Raw genomic sequence first — 17029 nt, 5'->3', positions numbered from 1 at the left:
ACCAAGGTCGCCATTCGTGCCACGGTGCGCATCATTACCAGGACTTGCTGATGACGAAGCGGAAGTTACGGCCAAAGATCGGCCGACCGTAAATGGCTTCCGCGCTGCCTTGGCCGCTCAGCGAGTCAGTGCGGGTATTGCCTTCGGTCAGGCCATGGGCATTGAACAGATTGTCGCCTACAATCTGCATCTGCCAACTGCCGTGGCGCGCCGTCACGCCCGCGCCGACTGTGCCATAAGCGGGCAGGGCGGTATTGTTGTACAGATCGACGAAGCGTTTGCCCATATAGGTGTAGCGACCATAGACCGAGATGTCCGTCTCACCCGTCTGAAAGTCGAAGCTCGGACGGATATTGCCATAGATTTTGGGCTGGCGGACAATCTGGTTGCCCTCGGCCTGTTCCGGGTCGGCCCCGGTCGCGCTCTGGAAATTCTTATATTTGGGATCGCTGATCGTCAGCGCGCCGTTGAGCGAGAACCAGGGCGTGACCGCGACCGAGGCGTCGAACTCCACGCCCTTCACCTGCGCTTCGCCGATGAAGGGAATGTTCACATCGTTGCGGCCCGTCGTCGGGTCAAAGGCGAGGAACGAGGCGTTCAGCGGATCGAAATTGGTGTAGAAGCCCGTGACATAGAGGTAGGAACGGCCCGAAGCGAGCTTCAGCCCGACCTCGAATTGGTCGGCAATCGTCGTAATGATCGTGGGATTGATGCTCATCACCGTCTGCACATTGGGCGGCGTTTCAAGATGCGACGCGCGGCCATAAACACCGACATTCTGGTTGAAGTCGTAATTGGCGCCGACTGTCCAGTTGGTGACATTCGGCTTCCGCTTGGAATTGACGATGACGCCGGTGAAACCGCGCGTGGCGTCGTCGGCCAATGTCGTGGCATCGCCCAGATTGACCTGCTCGGTCAGCGCCGCCCAGCCCTTATAGCTGTAGCGTTCGTGACGGACGCCCGCGTCGATGCGCAGGCCAGGAATGATCTCCCAGGTGTCGTTGGCATAGAGCGCGAACATCGTCGCGTCCGCATCGCCCTGGCTGAGCGTTGCGGCATAGTTCAGCACGCCATTGTCGGTGACGCGGCCGATCTCCGCCCCTGCTGCATTATAGGCAACCAGGTCGAGCGTGCGTGGCTGACCCGCCACTTCGATCAGATAATTCTGAAAGATGGTACGGCTGCTTTCGCCATAAGCGCTGGTGTAGAGGCCCAGCTTGATATCGTGGCTGCCGATGCCGGTCTCGAACTTCTTGGCGACCGAGAAATTGCCCTGTGCCGAATAATATTTGGAATGAATGTCGCGATACTGACCCTGCATGATGAGGCCAGAAGCAGTGTTGGGGTCATAGACGGTGTTGGTTCCTGCCAGCGTCAGGCCGAAGCGGCTAGCCGTGCCGAACGCGCTGTTCGCCCTGTTGCGGATGCTGGTGGCTCCACCGGCATCCAGGAAGGCGGTCAGGGTCGTGGGGTTTGTGGTCGAATAGAAAGCGGTGAAATCAAGCTGTCCCTGGGTATAACCAGCCTTGGCCGACACCAGCCAGCCGTCGAAATCGGCTTCATATTGCGCGCCGATATTGATCATCTGCATGTGGCGGCCGTCAGCCAGGTCGCTGGTGCGGCTCTGGATCACGCCTGCACCATCACGATATTTCAAATTGACGTTCCGCAGCGCGGGCGAGTTCATCGTCCCTGTGAAAAAATCAATATATTGGTTGAGGGAAACACTGGGATCGCGCGGGTCTGCAATCGGGATCGGCAGGTAGAAGACGTTATGGTCGTTAACATAGTTCAGGCTCAGCTTGATCGATCCATTCTCCAGATCATGCTTGATATTCGCACGAATCTGGCCGCCCTTGTCGTTGGGGAAGCCATTGTCGCGATAACCGTCATGCTGACGCAGGAAGCCGCCGATCGCATAATAGGTATTCTTGCCAAGCGGTCCGGCCTGATAGGCATCCAGCCGATAAAGGCCGGTGTCGCCTAGCGTCACCTGCGCCTTGCCGCGCGGCGTATCGCTGCCCGTCACGGTGATCGCGTTGATGATCGCGCCCGAATAGCTGGCATAGACCGGCGCAGGGCCGCCGCGCACGACCTCGACATGGTCGGTCATCAAGTCTTGCTTCAAGATCGCGTCGCCCCGGAAGAAGACGCCGTCGTTCTCGTGGAAGAGCGGCAGGCCGTCCTGCTGAAAGCTCACAAAACCGCCATCATTGGGCAGGCCGCGGATGCGATAGATATTCTGCACTTCGCCGCCGGTGATTTCGGTTTGGAAACCGGGCAATTGCCCGATCAGATCGGCGAAATTGACAGGTGCGATCTTCTCGACATCCTCGGCCGAAATCGTGTTGATCGCATAGGATACTTCGAAGCGACGTTGGGCGCGGGTTGAGCCTGTGATGACGATGTCGCCTGGTTCGCTGCCCATCTCGGCAGCCTGCTCGACGGGAGCGGTATCCTGCGCGAAGGCTGGTGTAAGGAAGGTGGAGCAAAGCGCTACAAGCGCGGTGCCGGTGGCCAAAACGGTCTTGATCATGGAAAGCCCCTCTGTGGTGGTCGAGCGGCCCGTGATCGACGAACGTGACATTTTTAATTATTGTTGTGAAAATAAATAAATCTCTCTAGCGGCGTGCAGACGTTATGTCAGGACCGATGGGAGGAGGCGGAGGCAATGCAATTTCCCGCTGTCGATAAGGATCAGCGCCGAATCCTTCACCGGCTACGTAAGTCGGGGCCGCTATCGCGGTCGCTATTATCGGCGGCACTCGAAATCAGTGGTACGGCGCTGACCCGGCTGTCCCGCGATTTGCTAGCGCTGGGCTTGATTGAAGAAATGCCCGACATCGGCATCCAGCGCCGGGGCAGACCCGCCATTCCGCTCCGTCTCGCCGCGCGAGGGGGATATGCCGTTGGCGCGACCGCGCATAAGGGCCTGATCGAGATCGCGCTGGTGGACTTTACCGGCACGACGATTGCCACGCATCACGAGGTGACCGAACCCGTCAATCCCAAGGCGTTCGCGAAAAAGGTCCGCCGCATCACTCACATGCTGGTCGATCATCATGGGCTGCTAGGACAAAGAATGCTGGGTATCGGCATTGCCGTCCCTGGCCCGGCTCTGTCGCTTGGGGGCGATCGGTGGGCGGTGGTTGATGTGCTGCCCGACTGGCGGGACGTGTCGTTACATGACATATTCGCGGCCGAACTGGCTTGGCCGTTGTGGATAGAGAATGACGCGAATGCTGCGGCGATTGCTGAATATTATCTGGGAGGCCTGATCCGGGATTTTTCGTCCATGGTCATATTGCTGCTTGGGTTCGGTATTGGCGCTGGCGTGATCGTGGATGGGCGTCTTGTGCGGGGACAATTTGGGGCCGCAGGTGAGATTGGTGCCCTATTTCCCGGCGATCGACCACGCCCCAGTCCGCTTGACCTGCTGGCCATGCTGCGCGCGGGTGGTTGTGATATCTCGTCGGTCACGGAGATTGATTTTGCTGCCGTCGATCAGGCACCAATCATCGAAATCTGGTTGGACCGCGCCGCGCGCCAGCTTGAAATCGTATGCAATTCCGCCTTCGCCTGGTTTGATCCGGGCGCAATCATGCTTGCGGGTACTTTGCCCCGACCCATTTTGGAAGGCCTCGCCAACCGCCTCCATCGCGCCGATCTGGTCACCATGTTCGGCCATCGCCGCCCCCCCGTGCAGGTATCCAGCCTTGGCAGTTCGCCGATCACATTGGGCGCGTCCCTGCTGCCCATTCATGCGCTATCTGCCGAGATATGATGGCTCACTGCGGCGATTTTGACTGTTTATATAGGCATGTGCTTTGGTTCAGACTAAAAATCCATGTTATTGCGCTGCTTGACGGGCTGTGAGACTAGACCGCCCATGATGATGCACGGCACCCATGACCCGCTTCTGGTTATCCTGTCGATTTTGATCGCTATGTTTGCGTCATTTACAGCGCTCAGCCTGGCGACGCGCATGCGGGCGTCCAGCGGGTGGATGCGTAATATGTGGCTAGCTGCCGCAGCTATCGCATTGGGCGGCGGTATCTGGTCTATGCATTTCGTCGCGATGCTCGCTTTTACGATACCGGGCGTGACGATGCGCTATGATCTGCCGCTGACGTTATTGTCGCTCGCGCTTGCGTTGATTTTCACTGGGGCCGGCTTCTGGGTGATGAGCAGGTCGGCTATGTCCGCCTTGCGCTTAGGGATTGCCGGACTGTTGATTAGTGCGGGCGTGCTTGGCATGCATTATCTGGGCATGACAGCGATGCACATGGGCGCGACGCTCAGCTATGACCAATTCTGGCTATGGCTGTCGGTGGCGATCGCAACTGGAGCGGCGACCGCCGCAATGTGGCTCGCCGCCCGCGATCATACGCTTGCGCATCGGCTGTTCGGCGCTGCCATCATGGGGGTGGCGATCGCCGGCATGCATTATGCGGGCATGCGTGCGGCGATTTTTACCGCCAGGACGGACATGACAATGACCGGCGTTGGTGGCCATCTGGGCCAAACCTATCTCGCCATGTTGATCAGCGCCGTGACCGTTCTCATTTTGCTGTTGGCACTCGGCGCGGCCGGACTGGAAAGATTATTTCGCAAGATCACCCGACGGGAGGCGCGTATCGCCCTGCGCCTCAAGATCGCCGACGTGTTGCGCGGCCGCAATACCGAGGAAGCCTTGCAGGAAGTCGGCGCGCTCATGGGCGCACATTTCGGAGTGGCCCGTACTGGCTATGGGCAACTCGATCCCGTTGAGGATATCTTTCATTATGATATTTGCTGGACTGACGGAACGGCACCGCCCTTGCTCGGCCGATATCCGGCCAAGGCCTTCGGCTCCAAGATCGTTGCAGCGCTGAAAAACGGGCTGACCATTGTCATTGACGACCTGCATCTTTCACACTTGAGTGATGACATTAGGCTCCGCGCGGATGCCATATCGGTCGATACGCGAGCGATTCTCGTTGTGCCCTTCATCCGCGACGGCCGCCTGCAAACCATCGTTTATCTCAATGATCGCCGTCCGCGTGCCTGGCAGAGCGACGATACGGCCTTCATGGAAGAAATCGCTGAACGCACCCGACTGGTGATCGAGCGCGCCGCTGTGGAGGAGCAGTTGCGCGAACTCAACGCAACATTGGAAGGACGAGTTGAAGCGCGCACGAAGGAGTTGCGCGATGCGCAGGAAGCGTTGCTGCATAGCCAGAAACTCGAAGCTATAGGCCAGCTTGTGTCGGGCATGGCGCATGATTTCAACAATGTGCTTGCGGCGGTTGTGGGCGCCTATGACTTGATACTGCGGCGTCCCGACGATTTAGAGCGCGTGCGTCGCTATGCTCAGGGAGGCCTTGATGCGGCAGAGCGCGGTGCCAAGTTGACCGCGCAACTTCTGGCTTTCGCGCGCGCGCAGCGTATCCAATTGCAGCCGCTTTTGGTGTGTGACGTGATCCGGCCATTGCATAATCTGCTTTCGCGCACCTTGGGGCCGATGATTGCGCTCGACTTCCAGCTCAATCCGGACCCCGTGCCTGTCCTAGCGGATGCCACGCAGTTGGAAATGATGGTACTGAACCTGGCGATAAACGCGCGGGATGCCATGCCGCAAGGCGGCAGGCTGGTCATCTCGACGCAAGTCCGCACGATCACCGACGACAGAGAAATTGCCGATGGTGATTATGTGGAAATTATGGTGCGTGATTCCGGGACGGGCATGGATGAGGTTACGTGCCGCCGCGCCATGGAGCCGTTTTTTACGACGAAGGCTGTGGGCAAGGGCACGGGCCTTGGTCTGGCGCAAATTTATGGTAGCGCACGGCAGGCGGGGGGCACGGTTCGCCTCGAAAGTATGTTGGGCGAAGGCACCACGGTCCGCGTGCTGCTTCCCTGCACGACGCGGCAGCCGCTTGCCGCTTTGCCCGCTACCGCCTCTTCCTTAGTGGCAGATGTTGCTGCGCTGAAAATATTGCTCGTGGATGACGACGATAGCGTCCGGACAATCGTCGCAGGTGCGTTGGAAAATCATGGCCACCATGTGGTTGAGGCGAATGATGGGGCCAATGCTCTGGCCATACTCGCTGACCAAGCCTTCGACATCGCGATAATCGACTTTGCTATGCCCGGCATGAATGGCGCTGAACTTGCCGACCGGATCGCAAAGCAATGGCCGAGCGTGCCTGTCATGTTCGCGAGCGGATTTGCCGATACCGATGCCATCGATAGCGTCATGGGGAGCAATGCCGTGATGTTGCGCAAGCCGTTTCGTATCGATGAAATGCTAGCGGCAATTGATCGACTGTTGACGTCCAGATCCTTGGACAGTGTGGCTTAGCTATATCGCATTCTTCAATCGATCTGCTTCACCATATTGCCAGTCGCCATCTCCACCGCATCGACTAAGGTATCGATCTTGAAGGGCTTGCGTATAATATGCGTAATGAGGCTGGTGTTGGCGGAAACGCCTTCTTCGGCATAGCCTGTCACCATGATGATCGGCAGATCAGGTACCAGGCCTCGGACAAGTTCCGCCAGTTCAATCCCGGTCATGCCCGGCATCGCAAAGTCCACAATCATGATATCGGGAATGGCGATATCAAGCAGAGCGACAGCATCCGTTCCAGATGACGCCTGCTTGATATGATAGCCAAAGCTTTCAAGTCCTTCGGCGACGAAGCGGCGCACGCTTTCGTCATCGTCAACCACAAGAATGTCGAGCGGCGGACGGGTCCGATCGGAGTGGAAAAGCGGCGGTGCCAGTCCGGCATCAACAACGGGGCGCATGGCGAGTGGCAACCAAATGCTCACCGATGTTCCTTCATGCTCGACGCTTTCTATTTGGGCGACGCCGCCCGATTGCTTGGCGATACCGAATACCTGGCTCAAGCCAAGGCCAGTGCCCTTTCCCAACGGCTTGGTTGTATAAAAGGGATCAAAGACTTTTGAGAGAAGCGGTTGGGGAATGCCGATGCCATTGTCCCGTACCCTCACGACGCCATATTTTCCTGGTTTTACGCCCTGCGGCGCTGGGAGCCCTGCGTCCGTCTCGATCGTTAATATGCCGCCATCCGACATAGCATCACGCGCATTGATCGCTAGGTTTAACACGGCTAATTCAAGTTGATGAACGTCAGCCATCACCCAGGGCTGGCTCGGTGCGAGCGATCGTTCTTGACGGATACGTGGACCTATGGTTCTCGCGAGCAGATCGCCCATACCCTCCACCAGAGCATTGAGGCTGAGCGGCGCGAGGGCCAATTGCTGCGTCCTTGAGAATGCAAGCAATTGCCGCGTCAGTTTCGCTGCGCGATCGGTCGCTTCTGCGGCAAAACGAGTATGGCGCAAAACTTTCTGATCATCCGTCCGTCGCTCGATCATTTCAAGATTACCCGATACGACAGTCAACAGATTATTGAAATCATGCGCAATTCCTCCGGTAAGTTGGCCAACCGCCTCCATTTTCTGCGCTTGGACCAACGCGGTCTGGGCCCGTTCGCGTTCGGCTACTTCCTCCATCAGCATATTGTTGGCGCGAGACAATTCGCTTGTCCGTTCGGCAATACGGGTTTCAAGATTGGCGTTGAGATGTGTGAGCCGTTCCTCAGCCAATTGTAGAGCGGCCAGCCGTTCACGCGCTTCATATTGTCGTCGTCGAACCCGCATCGCCGACCGTACAGCGCTACCTAGCGTTTCGCTATGGATCGGACGTTCTAAGACGATGACGTTGCCGAGACGCTCTAGCACCCGCATTGCATCTCTAGGGCGATGGCCGGCGCGCCGCGTGGCAAGTAATATGAACGGAAAATCGGACCAAGGCGGTTGTTGCTCGACCCAGATGTCAAGGGCAGTGCGATCCACCCCAGTAAGCGACTCTTCCGTAATGATCGCGGTTGCCGCCCCTTTTTCAAGCTCTTGGCTCATCATAGAGGCGTCTGCGCAAATTACGCTGGCGTAATTTTGTTTGGCCAGCAGAACTTCCATTACAGCAGCATCTCGCCCCCGCAATGCAAGCACAAGGATGCGGTCTTCCATTTTCATGTCTCGCTGACCGCTGGCTCCGCTGCGAGAAGCGGTGTTTGCCCGCTATAGGTTGGTACGCCGGTCAGCACACCCTCGAAATCCTTTAAAGGTTCGCCCACTGTAATGCTGTTGGAGCCCAGTCGATATTCCCTGATCGTGGCTTCATGCGGCGTCGTCCGACTCTTTACGACAGATACAGCTTTGAGCATTTCGCCCTTCGCCTCGAAATATCGGAAGAGAATGATAGTATCGGACAAATAGCTCAAATCGACTTCAGAGCGAACGTCGCCAATAATGCCATGCTGTCCCAAGATCAGTACCGTGATGACCCCCTGCTGATTGAGATAGCTCAGCATCTCGTGCATCTGCAGCACCAGATATTTTTCGCCAGGCATGGCCTGCAAAAAGGCATTGAGGCTATCGATCACGACGAACCGCACACCATCCTGCTCCACGGCGCGCCGGACCCAACTTGCGAATTCGCCGGGCGACATCTCAGCCGGGTCTATCTGGGTCACGGTCAGCGCGCCGCTGTCGAGATGTGGCTGCAAATCCATGCCCATCGCGCGGGCACGGGTGATCATTGTCGGCCGTCCTTCATCGAACAGGAAATAGGCCGCCTTTTCACCGCGCGCGATGGCGCTCAGGCCAAACTGCACCGCCGTCGTCGTCTTGCCCACGCCCGAAGGCCCGTTGAACAGCAAATTGGTGCCGACCGAAATGCCGCCGCCTAACATCTGGTCCATGCGCTCCAACCCTGTGGATACAAGATGCGCGACATAGTCGCCATGATGTTCATTCGCGACCAGACGAGGGAAGACGGCCACACCGCCGGTTTCGATCACGAAGTCATGATAGCCACCGCGATATTTCACGCCGCGCATTTTCACGACGCGCAGCCGGCGGCGTTCGGTGCCATAATCCTGCGCCGCCTGTTCCAGCGTGATGACGCCATGGGCGATGCTGTGCAATTGCAGGTCGTTGGGATCGGAACTGCGATCATCGAGCATCAGCACCGTGCAATGGCGCTGCGAGAAATATTGCTTCAGCGCTAGGATCTGGCGGCGATAACGCAGCGAATTCTGTGCCAGCAACCGCATTTCCGACAGGCTATCGAACACCACCCGGACCGGCCGGATGCGATCGACGCATTCCATCACGCCCTGGATCGTCTCGCCCAATTCCACCTCGGACGGCTCTAAAATGGATTGCTCCGCGTCGGGGTCCAGCCCTTCGCCGCTGACCAGTTCGAACAGGTCGATATCGTCCAGCACCCAATTATGGCTGCGCGCGACTTCCTTCAACTCCGCCGACGTTTCCGACAGGGTGATGTAAAGGCCGCGCTCTCCCTGGCGTGCGCCTTCCAGCAGGAATTGCAGGGCGATCGTCGTCTTGCCGCTGCCGGGCGTTCCTTCCAGCAGATAGGCGCGATTGGCCGTCAGGCCGCCGCCCAAAATATTGTCCAGGTCCGCAATGCCAGTGGAAATCGTCACCTTGCGGTCATCGGTGGCCAGTTCCGTCATATCGTCCTCAAACGCTTGCGCTCACTAGGAGCCGGTTGTTTCAGAAACGATTTGATCGCGATTTTGGTCCATGAACGGCTGTTCACATGACCGGGCGTGGGCCAAAAATCGCGCTTTTCATCGCAGGGAATCCGGCTTGGCGACGCGCATCCGGCGATAGCGTGCTTCGATGAGGCTGAAGACTCCGAACAGCCCCAGGCCAAAGGCCACGACGCCCAAAATGATGGTGCCTTCTTCCTGCGCCCGCAACTGTTTGAGCGCTTCGCCCAGACCACCCGCCTGATCGGGATCATGGTTCAGCGCGGCCGAAATGATGAACCAGCCGATGAGCGCGAATATCAATGCGCGCGCGGCATAACCGCATCTTCCGATCCAGCGCACATAATCGGGGGCGGGGGTATCGCCATCCAGCTCGTGGAACTCCGCCTTATAGGCTTTGATCGCCTGCGTCGCGGCAGCTGCAAAGAGAATGAGGCCTACAAGGACCAGAAGGAACACACCGCCCGGCTGTGACAAGACCCAGGCGGACCAGCTTTCAGCGCTCGCGTCGCCGGGACTGCCTTGCTGCGCCGATGTCTGGCGCAAGGCCAGGCGCGCTGCGGCGACTGCCAGGATGACATGGGAAATGCCGCTCATGGCATAGCCCACCCGCTTGAATTTCCCCTTGAGCGTCCGGCTGCAATTTTCCGGGTCCATCGCCGCTTCGGTCAGTCGCCATATGGCGTAACCGGCAAACCCCAGCGCGCAAATGGCCAGCAGCACATGGCCCAGCGGCGCATCGACCATGCTGCCTAGCGCACCCTGATTATCCTTCACCTCGCCGCCGGTCGACGCGACATCCAGGGCGAACCAGCCGATCAGGATATAGACGAGCCCGCGCGCCGCAAAGCCAATGCGCGCGAATAGGGTCATACGGTCACTATAAGTCATGAGGCCTCCTGTCGGGGAGGCTAATGCGCGGTAAGTGCGGACGTTCCCTTGGAATCTTTTTCCATGACCGGGCATGACCCGTGGAACGCTAAGCGATGGACCCTTGTGCCGCGCTGGCAATGCGCTCGGCCCATAGCATCTGTCCCCCGTCATCCCCGATCAGGTCTTGCCGCACCTCGATTTCCGCATAACGCAACCCGTTGGGAAAGGCGTGCAATGGCACCGTATAGTCGGTGGCATCCATCGCATAAGGTTCATTGTCTCCGACGACGACACCCGCAATCGACCGCAATTGATCGAGTATCGACAGCGCGAAATCCGTCCGCCCCCGCCAATGCAATATGCCGATATCCCAGGGACGAACATCGCCGCTCAGCACCGGGGTAAAACTGTGCAACGACAACAGGATCGTCTCGCGTCCTGCGGCCGTCCGGGCCGCGATCAGGTCCGCCATCGCCTGATGATAGGGTCGGTGGATCGCTCTCACCCGCTCTGCCTTCTCCGCCATATCCAAGTCGGCATTGTCGCCAATCACGGTGCCATCGGATAAAGCGGGTATCGCCTCGGCATGCGCCGGATCACGATTGCAATCGATAACCAGACGCGAATAGCTCTGATGCAGGAACGGCGCGTCCAGCCGCCGCGCCAGCGCATGGCCCAGCCCGTAAACCCCGATATCGATCGCGATGTGGCGCGCCCGATCGGCCGCGCTCAATCCCATATCGCCCATAGCCACCGGAATCGCCGCCCCCGCATGATCGCCGATCAGCAGGAACGGGGAGCCGCCTTCTGCGTTGAACAGCTCGAACGGCAACGGATCGCCCGGACCCAAGAGATTTTCTGCCGTGCGCCCGGCCATCAGGATACGACCCTATGCCGTTGCTCACCATCCGACACAGTACGACGTATCACTATCAGCAGCCGGTATCCCTGGGTGAACATCGCATCATGATGCGCCCTCGCGAGGCATTTGACCAGCGCTTGCTGTCGGCGCGCCTCGACATCGATCCTACGCCGAGCGAGTTGCGCTGGCTGCATGATGTCTTTGGGAATTCGGTCGCCATCGCCACGTTCAAGGCGCGCGCCGCGCAACTGGTCATCAATAGCGAAGCCACATTGGATCACGCCCCGCTCGCGCAGAAGCAAGTGGACGTCGAACCCTATGCCCGCCTCTTTCCCTTCACCTATTCGTCGGAAGACATGCCCGACCTGCTCCGATCGATCGAACGGGAATATCATGATCCCGAACGCATCGTCGACAATTGGGCGCGCAGCTTCGTCAGCAATCATGGCAATACCAGCACGATCGCGCTGCTGACGGAGATCGCCACGGGCATCCAGCGCGAGTTCACCTATGTCCCGCGCCATGAAAAGGGCACCCAGTCCCCCATCGAAACGCTCAAGCTGCGCCAGGGCACCTGCCGCGACTTTGCCGTCTTGATGATCGAAGCGGTGCGCGCGCTGGGTTTCGCCGCGCGGTTCGTTTCTGGCTATGTGTATAATCCTTCCCGATCCGAAGATGTGGTGGGCGGCGGCAACACCCATGCCTGGGTCCGGATCTTCCTGCCCGGTTCAGGCTGGGTCGAATTTGATCCCACCAACGGCATTATCGGCAACCGTGGCCTCATCCGCGTCGCCGTCGCGCGCGATCCCTATCAGGCGCTGCCCCTGTCGGGCACATGGTTCGGCCCGCCCGGCAGCTTCCTGAACATGGATGTGTCGGTCGATGTGCTGCGCGCAGACCCCAGCCTGTTTCCCTCAACCAACCATGGTGCCATCAACAGCCGACATATCGGCGCTTAAGGAAAGTACCCGTCCATGCTGATCCGCTGCGGATATGATATTGCCTTCAATACCGATGCGAAGACCGCCATGGTCGCGCTGCTGAGCGTGCATCCCTCGCGGCATCAGGATCTGCGCACGCCTCAGCGGCTGATGGCCAGCCCCGACATTCCGCTCTATCAGTTCGAGGACGGGTTCCGCAATGTCGCCACCCGCTTCGCGATCCCGCCCGGCGGCGTGACCCTGTCCTGCGATTTCGTGATCGAAGACAGTGGCGAGCCCGATGCGCGCGCGCCCGATGGCCCGCAAATCCCTGTCGAGGATCTGCCCGACGCGGTGATGCCCTTCCTGCTTGGCAGCCGCTATTGCGAAACCGATCGGCTGATGGATGTCGCCTGGGGCAATTTCGCCCATTATGCCTCGGCCCGCGACCGGGTCGATGCGATCGTCGATTTCGTCCACAACCATATCGAGTTCGGCTATCATTATGCCCGGTCGGACAAGACCGCCTGGAACGGCTATCAGGAACGGCGCGGCGTATGTCGCGACTTTGCCCATCTCGCGGTCACCTTGTGCCGCTGCATGAATATCCCTGCGCGCTACTGCACCGGCTATCTGGGTGATATCGGCATCCCGCCGGTCGATGCGCCGATGGACTTCAGCGCTTGGTTCGATGTCTATATCGACGGCAACTGGTACACCTATGATGCCCGTCACAATTGCCCCCGCATCGGCCGCATCCTCATGGCGCGCGGACGCGATGCGACCGACGTTGCCCTGACCACCGCTTTCGGCCCGGCCAATCTGGTGCGGTTCGACGTCCATACCGATGAAGTGCAATCGATAGAGTAAGGGGCCAGGCCACCCCGTTTCTCGTCAGGAAAGGCCAAGCACCGATCTTGCAAAATGCACGACGAGCCGCCATTTGCCGCGCCGTTGACGCATTCAAAGGGTAAACCTGCCATGACGACTGAAACTGCTACCGCGCCCGAAACCCATGCTTTCGAGGCGGATGTTTCGAAGCTGCTGCGCATGATGGTGCATTCGGTCTATTCCGACCGTGACGTCTTCCTGCGCGAACTCATTTCCAACGCCGCCGATGCGTGCGAGAAGCTGCGCTATGAAGGCATCGCCACGCCCTCTCTGCTGGGCGATGACCCGCAACCGTGCATCCGCGTTCTGCTGGACGCCGACCAGAACCGCCTGACGATCGAAGATAATGGCATCGGCATGACTGCCGCCGAAATGGGCGAGACGCTGGGCACGATCGCTCGGTCGGGCACCAAGGCGTTCATGGAACGCCTCGCCGCCGAAGCGGGCAAGGAAGGCTCGCAACTGATCGGCCAATTCGGCGTCGGCTTCTATTCCGCCTTCATGGTCGCCAGCCAGGTCGAGGTGTTTTCGCGCCGCGCCGGATCGGACGAGGCCGCCAGTTGGACCTCGGACGGGCAGGGCACTTACACCATCGCCCCCGTAGACCTGGCCGACGCGCCCACGCGCGGCACCCGCGTCGTCCTGCACCTGATGGAAGACGCCAAATCCTATGCTGAACGCTATACGGTCGAGCGCATCATCAAGGCACAGTCGGGCCATGTCCCGGTCCCGATCATGCTGTTCGAAAAGCCCGATGCCGACGGCGTCGACATCGCCGATGGTGCCGCATTGTGGCTCAAGCCCAAGTCCGAGATCAGCGAAGAGGATTATGCCGACTTCTATCGCAGCGTAGCTGGCCAATATGACAAGCCCGCGCACACGGTCCATTATCGCGCCGAAGGTCGCTATGAATATTCGGTCCTGACCTTCATCCCCGAAACCAAGCCGTTCGACCTGTTCGACCCGGATCGCAAGGGGCATATCAAACTCTATGTCCGTCGCGTCTTCATCACCGACGAAGCACCGATCCTGCCCCGCTATCTGCGCTTCGTCCGCGGGCTGGTGGACTCCGCCGACCTGCCGCTCAACATGTCGCGTGAGATGATTCAGGACAGCCCGGTGCTGGGCGCCATCCAGAAGGGCGTGACCGGCCGTTTGCTCGGCGACTTGCAGAAGTTGTCAGACAATGATGCGGAAGCCTATCAGCGGATCTGGGAGAATTTCGGCCCCGTCCTCAAGGAAGGGCTGTACGAGGATTTCGAACGGCGTGAGGCGCTGCTCGGCCTCGCCCGGTTCAAAAGCACGACATCGGGGGACGGCTGGCGCTCGCTCAAAGACTATGTCGCGCAGCTCAAGGAGAACCAGACCGCCATCTATTATGCGACCGGCAGTGATCTCGATCGGTTGTCCACCTCGCCCCAGCTCGAAGGCTTCCGCGCGCGCGGCATCGAAGTGCTGCTGCTGCCCGATCAGGTCGATAATTTCTGGACCACCATGGGCGTCGATTATGAAGGCAAGCCGTTCAAGTCAGTGACGCAGGGCGGCGCGGACCTCGGCCTCATTCCGCTGGTCGAAGGCGCGGACAAGCCGACCGAGCCCGAAAATGCAGCCGTCGCCGACTTCCTCGCCTTCGCCAAGACGACCCTCGCTGATGCCGTATCCGATGTGCGCGCGTCGGACCGGCTGACGACCAGCGCTGTATGCCTGGTCGCGCCCGAAAGCGGTATGGACCGGCAATTGGAAAAGCTGCTCGCCAGCGCAGGCCAGCTCCCGACGGCGGCGCTCCCCGTGCTGGAGATTAATCCGCGTCATGCCCTGATCCAGAAACTGGCGTCGAGCGACGATGCGGATGGTCTCAAGTCCGACCTCGCCCATTTGCTGCTCGACCAGGCCCGCATCGCCGATGGTGAACAGCCCACCGACGCGCGCGCCTTTTCGGATCGGCTTGACCGATTGATGAGCCGGGCGGTCGGCTGAAAAACGGCATTGGCCCGTCATCCATGCGATGACGGGCCATCCTCCGTGGGTTAGGGTGGCGATCATGGTCAGCACATCGCCCTACCGCCGGATCGGCATCATCGGCACCGGCCGCGTCGCGTCCGCGATCGGCCATGCGCTCGCCGCCCATTCCAACGACTCGCTCGTCATCTGGGGCCGCAACCCTAAGAAATGCGCCGAGGCTGTCGCCGTCATCGGACGGGCACAGACGGCCGGAGATATGGCCCACCTCGCCCGCGACTGCGATCTCATCATGCTCGCCGTCGCGGACGATGCCCTCGCACACATCGTCGCCGCTCTGGCACAGACGGAACCCAGCTACCAGCCACGCTTCATCTTCCACGTCAGCGGGCGAAGCGGCGCGGCCATATTGGACCCACTTCGCAGCGCCACGTCGATGACGGCCGCGATCCATCCCGCCATGACCTTCACCGGCAAGCCGACGAGTGAAGTCAAACATATGATCAACGCCCGTTTCGCCGTCACAGGATCGACCGAACAGGCCAGCGCTGCGGCACAAAAGCTCGTGGCCTTGCTAGGCGGCATCATGGTGCCGATCGAAGAGGCGCAGCGCGCGCTATATCATGCCGCTTTATGCCACGGTGCCAACCATCTGGTCACGCTGATCGCAGGCGCCTGCCAGGCACTCGCCACCGCCGGCGTCGCCGAACCCTCAGCGCTTCTCGCCCCCCTAGTGCGCGCCGCGCTGGACGTCAGCCTCAATCAGGGCATGGCAGGCCTCTCCGGCCCGCTGCTGCGCGGCGACGACGAAACGATCGCCAAACATCTCGCAGCGCTTAGCCAACAATGTCCGACACTCCTGCCGCCCTACAGCGCGATGGCGCTAGCAACCCTTGACCAACTCGAAAGGCTGCATGGAGAAGGACAGGCGTCCATTATCCGTTGGGCGTCTTTGGAACAGAAACTATAACGATTTGAGTCTGGTCGCGCTGCTTGGCGGCAATCGGTCACTTCTTTGACACTGTGACGCAACCAATCAAGCCCGACAAACGCAAGGGCGCGTCCGATATTCCCTATCCAACCTGCATGATATGAGAAGCGCTCTTTTGCGTCAGGCCGTCAGCAGCGGATGCGCCATGCGCAGATCGTCGAGCATGTTTTCGATCAGCGCGACATCCGCGATCGTGCCGGTCGGCGTCGCGTTCCAGTTGCAATGGGGATGGGTGGCGCGGCTATACACGCGCAGCGGTCCGATCACCCGGCGCCAGTGATGCTTGCTGCTACCATGGTCGCGCACCAGTCTGGCCACGATCAGGTCGATGAGCTTGTCGGCCGTCATGCGCCAGCCCTTAAAGGTGCGGGCGGGTGCGTCAACTCTCGCGCGCGGCGCGCCAGTTGCGCGGCGGCTGGCCGACATGGCGGGTAAAGAAGCGCGAAAAATAAGCGGGATCTTCGAAGCCGACGGCATAGGCGATGTCGGTGACCGACAGCTGGGAATAAAGCAGCATCCGGCGCGCCTCCAATAACGCGCGGTCGTCAAGCATCTGCGCGAGCTAACTGTTCGCCACACGCGCGCAGGCCTGGCGCAGGGCCGTGAGGCTGACGCCGAGCGCGCGGGCATGCGCGGATACCGGCTCGCGCAGGCGGAAGCGCTGGTCGATCCGTTCCCGCAGGCGCGCGACCAATGCGGCCTGGCGCGGGGTGCCGGGTTGCGCCTGCCGGCTCAAGGCGTCGTGGCGTAAGGCCAGCACCATCAGATGCAGCAAGGCGGATTCGACCGCAGCGCGCTGGCCTGCGATACTCATTGCTTGGCCGCTACCGTTCCATTTCAGGCGCTAACTCTGCTGAGAACGTCGTCATAGTTTGGAACACCCAAACTATTCAGAAGCTGATTGACAACACTCCGGATCAATGTCCTGCCGAACATCTCGCCC

12 protein-coding genes and 2 pseudogenes are annotated in these 17029 nt (G+C 59.9%); 7 read left to right on the top strand and 7 right to left on the bottom strand.

Going from position 1 to position 17029, the window contains the following annotated elements:
* Nucleotides 1–34 precede the first annotated feature (34 nt).
* A complete protein-coding gene (locus J2W40_RS05345; protein WP_310222424.1) occupies nucleotides 35–2536 on the bottom strand; it encodes a TonB-dependent receptor in 2502 nt (833 codons plus the stop codon).
* A 135-nt stretch (nucleotides 2537–2671) separates the two neighbouring features.
* Here J2W40_RS05345 and J2W40_RS05340 point away from each other — a divergent pair, with 135 nt between their 5' ends.
* The 3 genes and pseudogenes from J2W40_RS05340 (at nucleotide 2672) to J2W40_RS05335 (ending at nucleotide 6343) form a co-directional block, all read left to right on the top strand.
* Nucleotides 2672–3784, top strand: a complete 1113-nt coding sequence (locus J2W40_RS05340; RefSeq protein ID WP_310222422.1) for an ROK family transcriptional regulator — start codon at nucleotides 2672–2674, stop codon at nucleotides 3782–3784.
* A 63-nt stretch (nucleotides 3785–3847) separates the two neighbouring features.
* Nucleotides 3848–4402 (top strand): annotated as a pseudogene (locus tag J2W40_RS20555) (MHYT domain-containing protein); the annotation flags it as partial.
* Between the two features lie 135 nt (nucleotides 4403–4537).
* A complete protein-coding gene (locus tag J2W40_RS05335; protein ID WP_409050342.1) occupies nucleotides 4538–6343 on the top strand; it encodes a response regulator in 1806 nt (601 codons plus the stop codon).
* A 14-nt stretch (nucleotides 6344–6357) separates the two neighbouring features.
* On the opposite strand, the gene J2W40_RS05330 is transcribed toward J2W40_RS05335, so the two are convergent.
* From J2W40_RS05330 to J2W40_RS05315, 4 genes are all read right to left on the bottom strand, one after another.
* Nucleotides 6358–8046: a response regulator gene (locus J2W40_RS05330; RefSeq protein ID WP_310222418.1), complete on the bottom strand. Its 1689-nt coding sequence runs from the start codon at nucleotides 8044–8046 to the stop codon at nucleotides 6358–6360.
* Nucleotides 8043–9551 carry an ATPase domain-containing protein gene (locus J2W40_RS05325; protein WP_310222416.1) on the bottom strand — a complete coding sequence of 503 codons (1509 nt, stop codon included), beginning with the start codon at nucleotides 9549–9551 and terminating at the stop codon, nucleotides 8043–8045. The genes J2W40_RS05330 and J2W40_RS05325 overlap by 4 nt, the downstream gene beginning before the upstream one ends.
* Nucleotides 9552–9668: 117 nt before the next feature.
* Nucleotides 9669–10481 carry a DUF1206 domain-containing protein gene (locus tag J2W40_RS05320; protein WP_310222414.1) on the bottom strand — a complete coding sequence of 271 codons (813 nt, stop codon included), beginning with the start codon at nucleotides 10479–10481 and terminating at the stop codon, nucleotides 9669–9671.
* 88 nt (nucleotides 10482–10569) lie between these two features.
* Complete coding sequence (locus J2W40_RS05315; RefSeq protein ID WP_310222412.1) at nucleotides 10570–11340, bottom strand: N-formylglutamate amidohydrolase; 771 nt, start codon at nucleotides 11338–11340, stop codon at nucleotides 10570–10572.
* 14 nt (nucleotides 11341–11354) lie between these two features.
* Here J2W40_RS05315 and J2W40_RS05310 point away from each other — a divergent pair, with 14 nt between their 5' ends.
* The 4 genes from J2W40_RS05310 (at nucleotide 11355) to J2W40_RS05295 (ending at nucleotide 16065) form a co-directional block, all read left to right on the top strand.
* Nucleotides 11355–12284, top strand: a complete 930-nt coding sequence (locus J2W40_RS05310) for a transglutaminase family protein (protein ID WP_310222409.1) — start codon at nucleotides 11355–11357, stop codon at nucleotides 12282–12284.
* A 15-nt stretch (nucleotides 12285–12299) separates the two neighbouring features.
* Nucleotides 12300–13115 carry a transglutaminase-like domain-containing protein gene (locus J2W40_RS05305; protein WP_310222407.1) on the top strand — a complete coding sequence of 272 codons (816 nt, stop codon included), beginning with the start codon at nucleotides 12300–12302 and terminating at the stop codon, nucleotides 13113–13115.
* 111 nt (nucleotides 13116–13226) lie between these two features.
* Nucleotides 13227–15113 carry a molecular chaperone HtpG gene (gene htpG / locus J2W40_RS05300; protein ID WP_310222404.1) on the top strand — a complete coding sequence of 629 codons (1887 nt, stop codon included), beginning with the start codon at nucleotides 13227–13229 and terminating at the stop codon, nucleotides 15111–15113.
* A 64-nt stretch (nucleotides 15114–15177) separates the two neighbouring features.
* On the top strand, nucleotides 15178–16065 hold the full coding sequence (locus J2W40_RS05295) for a Rossmann-like and DUF2520 domain-containing protein (RefSeq protein ID WP_409050341.1): 888 nt from the start codon (nucleotides 15178–15180) through the stop codon (nucleotides 16063–16065).
* Nucleotides 16066–16206: 141 nt separating this feature from the next.
* Here J2W40_RS05295 and J2W40_RS05290 read toward each other — a convergent pair whose 3' ends face one another.
* Together J2W40_RS05290 and J2W40_RS05285 are read right to left on the bottom strand one after the other, a co-directional pair.
* Nucleotides 16207–16434: a hypothetical protein gene (locus tag J2W40_RS05290; RefSeq protein ID WP_310222400.1), complete on the bottom strand. Its 228-nt coding sequence runs from the start codon at nucleotides 16432–16434 to the stop codon at nucleotides 16207–16209.
* Between the two features lie 31 nt (nucleotides 16435–16465).
* Nucleotides 16466–16891, bottom strand: a pseudogene (locus tag J2W40_RS05285) (helix-turn-helix domain-containing protein); the annotation flags it as partial.
* Between the last annotated feature and the right edge of the window lie 138 nt (nucleotides 16892–17029).

It is taken from the genome of Sphingobium xenophagum (assembly GCF_031457465.1).
Classification (GTDB): Bacteria; Pseudomonadota; Alphaproteobacteria; order Sphingomonadales; family Sphingomonadaceae; genus Sphingobium; species Sphingobium xenophagum_A.
This window is presented reverse-complemented; position numbering and strand designations above follow the sequence as displayed.